This window comes from Limnoraphis robusta CS-951, assembly GCF_000972705.2.
In genome coordinates this window covers 1-13,145 of record NZ_LATL02000128.1, presented here as the reverse complement: position 1 = coordinate 13,145, position 13,145 = coordinate 1, and the positions used below count along the sequence as shown (strand labels likewise).

Sequence of the window (13,145 nt, the reverse complement as noted above, 5' to 3'; positions counted from 1 at the left end):
TAGCATAGAATAGACAAAGTAAGGTATTGATGACTCTCGATCAAGCTTTTCCGACAACAGATGGGTGCAAGTGATCAATGGGAAAAAAACTTCCACAGCAAATTAAGGTTTGGCAATGCACTTCTATCACGATTGCAGGTTTAGCTGGATTGATTTTTTTGACTGCGGTTACTCAATCTTTTTGGTCTCTTAGTTGGATGATTTCTGGTCTTGGCATTTGGGCTGCTCTCGCTAGTTTCACGGCTTTCATCTGTTATAAGCAACAATATATATTACGACAAGAAAAAGCTGAACTCGAAAGTTTACTCAAAAAAACAATAGAACAGTTTAAAGCTGAAAAAATTGAGTTAGAACAAGTGATCGCTTTAACCCATGAGCGATTGGGGAAAATACAGGCTCAGAATCGAGTTTTGCAGGAAATGAATCATCGCAAAGATGAGTTTCTCCGACAAACTTCTCACGAACTGAGAACTCCGATGAATGGGATTATTGGTTCCCTACAGTTATTATTAGATGATTTGTGTGATGATCACGAAGAAGAAGTAGAACTACTGCAACAAGCTTATCAATCTTCTATTCATTTACTGACGTTACTTAATCAAGTTTTAGATTTAGCAAAAATTGAATCGGGTCGATTGACGTTTGATATAAAATCCGTTGATTTACATTCGAGTCTCTCAGCCGCGATTTACTTACAATTAGCCAATATTCGCCAAAAAAATCTACAACTCCATCGCAAAAACTATCTGAATATTATTAGAGTTAAAGCTGATTCGACCAAACTCAAACAAGTTTTTATTAATGTGATTGGTAATGCGATAAAATTTACAGAAGAGGGTAGTATTACGATTACGACCGAAATCCAATATATCACTGTTTCTTCAAACAATCAGCAGCCCCAAGAAATGATGATGGCTGTTGTTACTGTTAAAGATACAGGAGTGGGAATTGATCCCTCCAATCAGAATCAACTCTTTCAACCCTTTCAAGTCGAAGATGAAGGCCGATTTTCCCCTCAAGGAAGTACCGGGTTAGGATTAGTGATTTCTAAACATTTAGTTGAGATGATGGGCGGTAACATTAAGCTGAGTAGTACCGGAAGAAATCAAGGTACAACGGTTGAAATTATTTTACCTTTAGCTGATTCTGATGAAGAGGTTGAGAACGAATTAAATATCGAATTAAATATCATTTAATCTCGGCATTCATCCCGCAAAATATTTAAAATTCCCCGATCGCCATCTAACTCTGCTATAATCCCTACAGGTAAGCTAGCATTGACCCCATCGTGACCAAATGGCAGATCCGACACAACAGGAATCCCGAGATCTCCCAAGCGATCGCGCAAAACTTCTTCTAACTTAAAGCTATTGGGGTTAATATTCTTCTCCCACTGACTGAACCGCCCTAACGCAATTCCTGCAACCTGTTGTAACGCGCCTGTCATTCGCCAATAGGTTAACATTCGATCAATGCGGTAGGGTTCCTCATTCACATCCTCAAAGGCTAAAATAGCCCCCGCTAACTGCGGTTGATAAGCGGTTCCTAGTAAACAAGTTGCGACAGTTAAATTTCCCGGTAATAGCCGCCCGATCACTTTTCCGTTTCCCCATCCTATCCCCTGTAACGGTTCAACTGGACGACCTTCTAAGCAATCAAATAATCGTTGAATTGACCAGTCGGGTTCTTGTGCTAAAGTTGTTAAAACAGGGCCGTGTATTCCGAAGGTTTTTCCGAGACTTCCCCAGAGTAAAGCCGTAATATCTGAAAAGCCGATTAAAAATTTAGGGGTGATATCGGGTTTGAGGGTTTCCCAACCCCAACTTTCGAGTAAACGAGTTGCCCCAAAACCGCCTCGAGAACAAATAATACCGCTACAATGATCATCATTCAAAGCTTCCGCGAGTTGCTGGCGTCGGGCGTCATCGGTTCCGGCGAGATAACCCCATTGATCAGTGTAACCTGTTGTCAGTTCTAAATCATAGCCCTGCGATCGCCAAATATCTAAACCTTGTTCAAACGGTTCAATATTTCGCAACGCACCACTGGGGGTAATGACTCGTAAGCGATCGCCCGGTTTTAACGGTTGAGGAACAAACATTCTTTATTCCCTATATCTAAAAACTTGTGTTCTAGTCAGCGTACATCAAAACCATAACACTCAATCAAGAAGGTGATCTAAGTGCTGAAGGCTACCAAGGTTAGACTCTACCCAACGCCAGAACAGGAATTAGCATTAGCCAAATCGTTTGGTTGTGCAAGATGGTATTGGAATTTTGCCTTAAATGCCTGTATTCAGCACTACCAAGAAACCAAAAAAAGTTTAAAATTAGCAACCTACAAAGGGATGTTACCTCAACTCAAGAAAGAATATCCTTGGCTCAAAGAAGATTGCTACTCATCGGTTCTCCAGTGCGTAGCAATTAACTTAGACAAAGCCTACAAAAACTTTTTTGAGGGACGAGCTAAGTTTCCTAAATTCAAGTCTAAACATCATAAGCAATCAATCCAATATCCCCAAAATATTACTGTTAACGGAGAATTCCTGAAAGTTGCCAAAATTGGTGGAATAAAAGCAGTATTTCACAGGGAAATCCAAGGTAAAATTAAAACCGTAACAATTTCTAAGACTTCAACTAATAAATATTTTGCCTCTATTCTTTGTGAAGTAAAGGGAACTGAAGTTAAGGAATCAGGAAGTCAAATTATTGGGATTGATCTAGGGTTAAAAGATTTTGCAATTGTCCACGATGGAGAAAGTGTCACGAAGTACGCGAATCCAAAACATTTTGAACGTCACCAAAAGAATCTAGCTCGAAAACAGAAAAAACTCTCCCGAAAGACCAAAGGTAGTAAATCGAGAGAGAAGTTCAGGAAAAATGTTGCTAAGGTTTATGAAAGAATAACCAACTCCCGCCAAGATTTCTTGCACAAATTATCAAGAAAGTTGGTAAACGAAAGCCAAGTAGTTGTCGTTGAAAATCTCAACATCAAGGGAATGGTTAAGAACCGAAAACTATCAAAAACAATATCTGATGTCGGATGGGGAATGTTTGTTAATTTCATTGATTACAAACTCCAACAAAAAAGCGGAAAACTCATAGAAGTTGATCGCTTCTTCCCCAGTTCCAAAACTTGTTCTTGCTGTGGTCATGTTATAGATGAGTTGCCTCTGAATATCAGAGAATGGGTTTGCCCTAATTGCAATACTCATCATGATCGTGATGGTAACGCTGCACTTAATATCAGGAACGAAGGTATCAGAATTAATCAAGGCGGAGGGAACCCCGTCTCTGCTGAGGGAGCCTGTATAAGACCGGATAACCGATCCTGCGGTCATGGCATCGGGCTATGAAATCAGAAGCCAACACCGAATCCGCGATTGATCGGTGTGCGGTAGTTCACCAACTCAAGACCAACTTTTTGTATCAAACTGGAACAGTGCGAGCTTCATCAATCTTATTTTAAAATTTTATAACCATCTAGTAATATTAAGAAGTAGACACCAACAAAAAATGACTGAAGTTAACTCAAAGTGGGTTCACAGCAGGATTTTTATCAGGATTGCTTAAAATGGCGAATGTTGTTATTGTGGGAGCGGGGCTAGGGGGACTGCCAACAGCCTACGAACTCCGGCATGATCTGCCCACTGAACATAGCGTAACCTTAATCTCTGAGCGGCCGAAATTCACGTTTATTCCGGGGTTAATTCGGGTGGCGTTTGGTTTAGCCTCCCTCGATCAGATTCAATTAGATCTGGGGCAATTAACCCGCAGACAAGGCATCAACTGGATACCGGGTGCTGTGACAAGCATTGATCCCCATCGCCAGCAGTTAACCGTAGGAAAGCAAGTGATGGAGTATGACTACTTAGTGATCGCCACAGGAGCATCCTTAGCCTTTGATGAAATTCCCGGCTTAGGGCCCGATGGGGGTTACACGCAGTCGGTTTGTACTCCTGATCATACCATAGCAGCCAGAGAAGCTTGGTTCAAGTTTTTAGAGAATCCGGGGCCTTTGGTGGTGGGAGCGATGTCCGGGGCGGGATGTTTTGGGCCAGCTTATGAATTTGTGTTGATGGCGGACTGGGTATTGCGTCGTCGGGGAATCAGAGATCAAGTGAGCATCACCTACGTTTCACCGGAACCCTATGTAGGTCATATGGGAATTGCTGGGATGAAAAATGCCAGAGAATTAACGGGTAGCTTGCTCAAAAAACGAGAAATTAAAACCCTAAATAACACCAGTATTTCAGAAATTAATCCTGATACAATTAATTTAGCAACAGGTCAACAGATCCCGTTTAAATATGCAATGATTTTACCGTCTTTCCTGGGGGCAAAATTTTTGAGGGAAACACCTGAACTAACGAATACAAAAGGATTTATTCCCGTTACAAACAGCTATCAACATCCTAAATTTCCTCAAATTTATGCGGTGGGTTTAAGTGTAGATTTAGAACAACCGGAAACCACTCAGATTGCGATTGGACTGCCAAAAAGTGGACAAATGGCGGAGGTTATGGGAGCCGCAGTTGCCCATAATATTGCAGTGGAATTGGGTGCAGTTAAACCCCCTTTAAAAACTCCTACCTTAGAAGTGTTGTGTTTTGCCGAGTTTGGCAACACAGGAATTGCATATATTGCCGCCCCTATTCTTCCTGATCCTGAAACGGGAAAACGCCGATATTCCTATGCAGTACAGGGGCGGTTGATTCCTTTGTTTAAAGCTGCATTGGAGATTTATTTCATGCAGAAAATGCGATGGGGTTTAGGATTACCTTGGTTTGAAAAATTGGGACTGCGTTTGTTGTTTGGATTATCGTTATTGAAGCCCTTACCAAAAGGGACTCTCATATCATGTCCGAATAATCAATATAGCAGAAATCAGGAGACAGGAGACAGGAGACAGAATTGAAACCTTTATCATAAAAGGATTTGACAGAAAAACAGTGTCCTAATCAACTCTTTCTCTGCTATATATGAATTCAATTAAGCGATGATTCTCGTTGAAATCTGGAGGCAAAAAAACCCGGTTTCTCAAAGAAACCGGGTTTTTAAATAATTGAGATGAAGTCTAGCTTAGATTGTGATAAAATCGTCTGAGGTAATTAAAGTTGAATTAATTCGGTTAAGTGTAACTAAAAGTTGACCCTCAAAGCGAATTAATGTAGCCGTTTCACTCTGTTCAATCGTCAGTTCCTCGAAACTCAAACCAGCCGTTAAACCGAGTAAATCTTGACTGTCTGCGAAGTCTACAATCACATCGGAACCCGAGTTTAATAGGAGTGCAAAAATATCCGCTCCTTCGCCACCAGAGAGAATATCATCTCCCCCATCACCGGACAAGAAATCATCCCCTTCACCGCCAATTAAACTGTCATTACCCTCGCCCCCGTAGAGGCTATCATTTCCTTGATTTCCATAAACCGTATCGGCACCTAAATCCCCATAAACTTGGTCATTTCCTTGATCACCAAACAGTAAATCATCACCCTGACCCCCGGCAATAAAGTCATTTCCTTCACCGCCACTGATGGTATCATTGCCTTGATTTCCGAGTAATAAATCATTCCCTTCACCGCCAACAATACTGTCATCTCCAACATCTCCAAAGATCGTATCATTCCCATCTTCTCCACTGGCTAGGTCATTGTCTTTCCCACTAAAGATCAGGTCATTTCCATCACCGCCAATCAGCGTATCTTCACCTTCATTTCCAAATAAAGTATCATTTCCGTCACCGCCATCTAAAAGGTCTTGACCATCTGTATCGGCTAATTCAGCATCATCTGAACCGCCAACTAAAGTATCATTATCTGACCCCCCAATTAGCGTATCATTCCCCACACCACCGACGATAAAATTCTCTCCGGTACCGCCATCAACGACATCATTTCCATCACCTGCATCAATAATATCATTGCCCAGATTCCCGAAAATATTATCATTTCCGCCAAAGCCAGTAATTTCATCATCTCCCCCTAAACCCACAATTTGTTCACTGACTTCAACGCCAATCAAAATGTCATTAATTTCAGTTCCTTCTATCGAAAATTCAACCGTATTCAAAGCAATAGATTCGCTGATGAAACTGTAGGATTGAGAAAATCCGGCGAGTGTTGCAGTAAAGGCTAAAACCTCTAACGGGAGATCAGTGGGTAATGTTAAAATCTCAGATGAAATCGTGGGAACTTGTAAAATAATTCGGCTTGAACTCGAAGTTAAACCGAAGTTATTGGTTGCGGTATAACGCAGTTGAATTTGACCCGAAAACGTTGCAGTCGGAACAAACGTCAGTTGAGATGCTTCAGCAATTGTTATTTCTGTAACTTGACTCAAACGAGTGACAATAACGCCATTAAAGAATAACTGACCTTGCGCTTCTAAAGGTAACTCAAGAATCGAGAAACTAACAATTTCTCCATTCAGGTCATTCGCTGTTAATGGGGGAATAGGAATTGCGGTGCCATTATTCGGAATCTCAGGAACAATTAATTCATCAGCGATGGGTTCAGACTGAGGAATATCAAAGTCTATACTTGGCGTTCCAACCAATACACTGATGCTAATGGAAGCGGGTTGAGAACTTTGACCATCATTGTCAGTAGCGACATAATTGAGAACAATATCTCCGACAAAATTTGTATTCGCTTCAAACCGCAAATTCGCCGCTTCTGCGGGTGTAATTTCACTCACTTGAGCGAGGTTAAAAACAGGAGTCTCACCGATTAATAATTGACCCTCAGCAGGAGCAGGAATATTATTGAGAGTGAAGCTAGCAATCGTACCATCTTCATCCGTTCCGACCAGCGAGGGAAGTCCAACAGGAACAGAAGTCGGGACGATACCGGGAAGTTCTAACGGTTCAACAGTCGGTAACAGGTTCGGAAGAATAAACAGTGATACTTCTCCGACTTGGCTAGACGTAATTCCCGCCGTATCAGTCGCTGTAAACTTAAGAACGGTTGAACCACTAAAATCGAGATTGGACGTAAAAGTGAGTTGTCCGGCTTGGTCAACGGGAATGACTTGATTGAGAGTAACAGGTTCGCCATTGAGGAAAACTTGTCCGCCGAGGGGAAGTTCAACTAAGGTAAAACTGGCAGCATTTTCATTATTAATGCTTGCTAAAGGTGGAAGGGGAACTTGAGTCGAAACATTTTTTAAAAGCGGCGTCCCTTGGTTGCTGGGTAGAGGCGGTATATTTGTGACATTTACCAACAGATTGTAAGTTGCGGGTGTCTCATCAGTTCCGCCTTGGTTATCCGTCGCCACATAACTAAATTGCGTCAAACCGCTAAATTCAGGGTTGGGAGTAAAGGCGAGTTGGTCGGCTTGGTCTGCGGGAATGACTTGATTAATCGCCACTGCTGTCCCACCCAATAACAGTTGACCCCCAACGGGTAATTCTGTAATCGTAAAGCTGGCGATACTTCCGTCGGCGTCGGTTCCCTGCAAACTCGGTAAAGTGACGGGTGTGGGTGCATTGGGAATAATTGGCCCAATTTTATCGACCGTAACGGGGAGTAGGTTATCCGTTGTTAACGCCGGGAGGGTAACAGTTGCGGGTGTGGGGTCTTCCGTGTTTTGAGCGTCAATAGCGGTATATTGGAAGCTATCTCCGGTAAAGTTCCCCCCGCCAACATAGCTGAGGTTTGCTGCGTCTGCCACCGCAATTTCTGGAGTCGTTAACGGTTGACCGTTTAACAACAGGGTACTATTTGTGGGAAACTTAGTAATCCGAAACCCTGTGATGGTGTCATCGGCGTCGGTGGCGGTGAGTTCAGGAATCAAAACGGCTGTGTTATTACCCGGGTTAGGACTGGCAATGTTATCGGCTGCGACGGGAAGTTGATTTGTACTATTAACCGGAATTACAACAATTGCTGGGGTTAAATCCGAGGCGTTATCGTTATCAACAGTAGTGTATTGAAATTCTGCTAATCCGACAAAACCGAGTTTGGGAATAAAGGTAAGATTTCCGGCATCTTCGAGAGAAATCGTTTGATTGGCAGTGACCGTTTCACCGTTAAGTTGCAGTTGACCGTTTTCAGGTAAACGGGTAATTTGAAAAGCAGTAATTGTCCCATCAAAATCCGTTGCCGTTAACGCAGGAATCGCAACTTGAGTCGCCGTATTCGCAATAATTTCTGTGATTAAATTTTGGGTAACAGGCGGTTGATTGGTGGAAGTATTAACCGTAATTGAAATTTGTGCAGTTGCCGATTCTCCGCCGTTATCTAGGACAGTGTAGGGAATATTAACGCTTCCGGTAAACCCAGTTGCCGGAGTAAAGGTGAGATTACCTTGTTCGTCTACTGTGGCATTTCCTTGATTATTTAAACCCGTTAAATCCAGTTCAACGCTACTCGGATCAATGATACCATCGGGGTCAAAATCGTTATTGGTAATATTAAAGGTAATCGGGGTATCAATGCGGGTGATTATGGTGTCGTTATTGGGGACTGGCGGCGTATTAACTGCGGTGAGGTTAACGGTTGAAAAAGCGGCGTTACTGGCGTTAATCCCATCACTAACAGTAATCTCAATTTCGCGGGGGTTGGTGTTAGGAGTAGCAGAAGTGTTGTTATAAACAATTTGGGAAAATGCGGTTTGATAGTCGGCTAAACTGGCAACTCCGGTTAGGGTTAATTGTCCGGAAAGGGGATTATATTCGCTGGCGGTAATATTCCCAGGTAATGAACCAACAATAGAAAGGGTTTCGCTTTCTGGGTTCAGAGGATTTTTTAAGCTAATACTGGCAGTGCTTAAAGTTGTGCTATCTGCATCGGTAATGGTAATATTATTCGCGATCGCAATGGCATCTCCGCCTTCGGTAAAGTTAATATTATCCCCATCTAAACTGAGGACAGGAGACAAGTCATCATCGAGAATATTTACCGTTGCAGTTAGAATACTACTTTCAGCATCAATTCCCACCGGATTTGTGAGATTAATGCTAAACGTTTTATCGGGTTCTTCTAAATCATCATCCAGTAAAGGAACATTAAAACTAACAGTCGTTTGTCCGACGGGAATGGTTAAATTTCCGCTTGTTGCGGTGTAGTCTAAACCTGCTGCTGCGGTACTATTGCTAGTTGCATAATCAAAACTCGCTGCAAAACCGCTAATTTTAGAAGCTGTTACCGTGACAGTGGCTTGATCATCTCCTTCATTAACCGTAATATTGCTAATTGAAATGCTAGGAGGGAGGTCATCATTGGTAATGGTTCCTGTGACTGAAGGCGTCACAATATTACCTAAACTCGCACTATCTAAACTAACGTTAAAAACCTCATCTCCTTCAAAGGTTATATCACCATTAACTTGAACCGTTATCGGCAGACTGGGAGGCGTTTCAACAAAGGGATTTGCTTCAAATGTTAAACTGCTATCGTTATCAACATAGTCATTATCGGCGAGGGTTGCGGTGCCATCATTGGTGGTGTAGTTAACAAGAATATTCTGGGTACTGGGTTTACTCAAACTCACAGTATAAGTGTAGTCAACAGTGCCATCATTCCCTTCATTTTGGGCGAGATTTGCTGCTATGGTAATTTCAGGTAAACTGACATCTACCGCGCTAGAAAATTCCGAGGTGTTGTTAGTTGGGTCTGTTGCTGTTGCGGTAATAAATTGACCCGATAAATCACCTGTTGCGGGTAAAGTTGCTGTGAAGATTGCATTTCCTTGTGCATCTGTTGTGACTTCAGTTGTACCGATCAAGCTTTGACCTTGACCATTTGCCGAGGAATCAACTGCAACATTACTAAAGAATTCTAAGCGATAAGTGGTATTGGGTAAACTGTTAAACCGACCTGCAACAACGGTATTATTCTCAACAGGTTCCGCTAACACTAATTCGGGATAATTTTGCAGGGCGTTGGGGCCTAAATCGGCATCTAACGCATCATTAACAGTTACGCCATCGTTAGCTAAATCAATCCCAATTGCAGTATTATCTTCTGCTGCACCATTCGAGTAAATACTGTTACCCGAAATAGCATTTCCAACGGATGCGTCATTAATGACAGTAATGCCATCTCCTGTATTGAAAGCAATAGTATTACCCAGTCCGGCTTCTAGTCCGCCAATAATATTATTAGTCGCATTATCGACGAGAATTCCACTGTTAGCATTTGCCAGTCCAGTCGTACCATCCGCAGCAACCCCGATGCGATTTCCTTGAATAGGGTTGCCACTCGAAGCATTAACAATTGAAACCCCGTTAACACTGTTACCCGAGATGAGATTTCCAATCACACTATTGCCAACAGCGTTATCAAGTTCTAAACCATTATTACTGTTAGCAACGGCAGCATTCCCTGCACTGTTTGTTCCGATGAAATTCCCTAAAATTTGGTTGTTGTTGGCAGTGCTTAAAACTAAACCGTTAATTGTATTTCCAGAAATCGTATTTCCCTGACCTATCTCACTTCCCCCGATAATATTAACTGTTGCACTACTAATCAAAATCCCATTAGTTTGATTGGGAATTGCTGCGACTCCGGTTGTATCCAAACCGATTAAATTACTTTGGATGATATTTCCAGTTGAATCAACTTCAGGAGTCCCTGTAATCCTGATTCCATCAACAAGATTACCTGAGATTGTATTCTGTTCTCCGGGAGTTTTTCGACCAATAATATTGTTGCTAGAATTGCGAATTTCTACCCCAATTCCGCCATTAATTACCGCCGGATCATCCGTCTGTTCCCCGTTAGGAATGGCAACATTTCCAGCCCCATTCGTTCCGATCAAGTTACCCAGAACTTTAGTTTCGTTGGAACTATTGGCAATTAAGACACCATTAATTCCATTCCCCGAAATAACGTTGCGGTTCGTTCCTGGAACGTCAGGATTTTCGACTCGATCTAATCCAATATCATTATTCGTTGAACCGTCGATCCGAATGCCATTATTTGTATTCGGAACTGGCGCATCACCCGCAGCATTAACACCGATTAAATTCCCGAGAATTGTGTTGTCGTTAGCAGCATTTACAATTAATACGCCATCTGCACCATTTCCAGAAATAATATTTCCTTCACCGGGATTAACACCTCCAATTGTATTGAGCGTAGAAGCATCAATTTGAATCCCTTGTTCGGTGTTAGGAACTGCTAAATTACCGGTTTGATCGACCCCAATATAGTTGCCTAAAATTTGCGTATTACTGGTAGGAGTCGGAGCATCTACCTGGGTCTCAAGTAAAATTCCATTGCCATTATTACCAGAGATAATGTTGCGATCTTCGGGAGTAACTCCACCAATAACCGTTCCCGTTGTATTTCGGATTTTAATCCCATCACTATTGTTTGGTAATGGTGTTGTACCATCGGGTGCAACTCCAATAAGATTTCCTCGAATTACGGTATCATTTGAACCTTCATAAACGAGAATACCTTCAATTCCATTCCCAGAAACAACATTCCCAATAACTTGAGTTCCTATCGATCTGGCAATTTCAATCCCTTGATCGCGATGACCGAGGCTAGGTGTACCATTGGCATCGGTACCAATAAAGTTGTCTCGGATTTGAACATTGCTTGTTAGCTCAGTGCTATTATTTTGAGTAAAAACATAAATGCCGTTTCTTTGTTGTTGAGCTGGATCTGTGGTAATAAAAGTATTACCTTCAATAAGACTGTTGCTACCCGACAGAGAAATACCCCGAGTCCGATTATTTTGAAGGGTACTATTGGTTAGTTCAAGTTGACTGCGACTGACAATTCCAATGTTATTATTGGCTATTGTGCTGCTATCAATCTCTAATTTACCCTGTCCACTCCCATATTGAATTCCGGTGCCTGAATTTTGAATGGTTAAACCAGAGATTCTGACAACGGTTTCTGGCTGACGGGTATTAACTCGGAAAACAGAACCATTACCTATCCCCTGAATGATTAAATTATTCGCTCCGGGGCCATTGATCGTGAGATTGTTTCCATTATTGTCGTCAATATTTAATTGAACAGTCTGATTGTTGTTGTTGTTATTTAATTGACTAGCCAGTTGAATGGTTTGCGGTGTATTAAATACTGTCGGATCGAAGTTAATTATATTACCAGCCGGATCGTTGGTCGCATTGGCTTGGTCTATTGCTTCTCGTAATGTTAGCGTTGTCGGATCATCATCGGGAACTTCAGTAGAATCTGCTATGCTATTCACAACAAAAGTTGCGAAAACTCCAGCATAACTTTCTCGAACTGATTCTGTAAAGGCTAGAGGCGATAGAATCTGATCGGTTTGAATATCAAGTTGCCAATTTCCGCCAAACTTTTCACTTCCAATTTTGGTCGATGAAGCGGCTATCTTCGCTCCGGTGAGATGTTGTATTTTTTGAATAAAGGGTGAAATCAATGAGTGCGTAAATGCTGATTGATCTGTGACATTAAAATACGGATGCGGTTTTTGAGTTTCCTGTTGAGCAACGTCACAACCATAGAGTAAAATCTCAGCATCACTTGTTAATGCACCCCTCCACTGCTGGAGTTGATCCGCATAGCGATCTAATGTATTGATACTCAGTTGACTGTTCCCCAAATACAAACATCCCGGCGAACCGTGACTAACGATGTGCAGAGTTTGAATGCGGGGTGCTGTGCTGCGACGAATGCGATCGCGTAAAAGTTCCGTAATTTGTTCAACCCCATCCTGATTTGCATCCAGGATAATGACCTCAGACCCTAGTAGAACCCCCTGACAAAGATGTTCGTAGCCTTCAACTTTAGCGTCAATGCAGATCAGATTTTTGCTAGGAGTGAATGATACCATTGTCAGCTTTTATTTAATACTCGACTAAATATTTATTGTAAATGCAAATTTACTATTAAGCCAAACTTTTATAATTCAAACTCGAATCAGTTTCGCAATACTATATTGGGGGATGGTAGAATCTCCAAGATTGGTTATGTCGGACTAGAGACCCATGTTTTATCTCTGATCATTCCTAAAAATGTGTTAACTTTTAGGATTGACAAATCGTGATTTATATGCCGTTAATTAAAGATGAAGACTCCGAATAAAAAGTCAACCTACTTTTGTAAAGATTGAGAATATTTTTTTAAATTTTTGGTAAAGTTAACCCAAGCTATATTTTTCAGTAAGTCTGAACATTTAGTTATATATTCATTGTAATTT

Annotated in this window: 5 protein-coding genes; 3 read left to right on the top strand and 2 right to left on the bottom strand. The window is 41.7% G+C overall.

Annotation, left to right across the window (positions count from 1 at the left end; translation table 11 throughout):
- Positions 1 to 77: 77 nt before the first annotated feature.
- Positions 78 to 1,196 (top strand): sensor histidine kinase, encoded by a 1,119-nt coding sequence (locus WN50_RS11420; RefSeq protein WP_053221493.1) that lies wholly within the window; start codon positions 78 to 80, stop codon positions 1,194 to 1,196.
- Here WN50_RS11420 and WN50_RS11415 read toward each other — a convergent pair.
- A complete protein-coding gene (locus WN50_RS11415; protein WP_046281318.1) occupies positions 1,193 to 2,101 on the bottom strand; it encodes a S66 peptidase family protein in 909 nt (302 codons plus the stop codon). The genes WN50_RS11420 and WN50_RS11415 overlap by 4 nt on opposite strands.
- 81 nt (positions 2,102 to 2,182) lie before the next feature.
- Here WN50_RS11415 and WN50_RS11410 point away from each other — a divergent pair, with 81 nt between their 5' ends.
- Positions 2,183 to 3,355 (top strand): RNA-guided endonuclease InsQ/TnpB family protein, encoded by a 1,173-nt coding sequence (locus WN50_RS11410; protein ID WP_046281317.1) that lies wholly within the window; start codon positions 2,183 to 2,185, stop codon positions 3,353 to 3,355.
- A gap of 218 nt (positions 3,356 to 3,573) precedes the next feature.
- A complete protein-coding gene (locus WN50_RS11405) occupies positions 3,574 to 4,917 on the top strand; it encodes an NAD(P)/FAD-dependent oxidoreductase (RefSeq protein ID WP_046281316.1) in 1,344 nt (447 codons plus the stop codon).
- A 164-nt stretch (positions 4,918 to 5,081) separates the two neighbouring features.
- On the opposite strand, the gene WN50_RS11400 is transcribed toward WN50_RS11405, so the two are convergent.
- On the bottom strand, positions 5,082 to 12,779 hold the full coding sequence (locus WN50_RS11400) for a DUF4347 domain-containing protein (protein WP_046281315.1): 7,698 nt from the start codon (positions 12,777 to 12,779) through the stop codon (positions 5,082 to 5,084).
- Positions 12,780 to 13,145 lie beyond the last annotated feature (366 nt).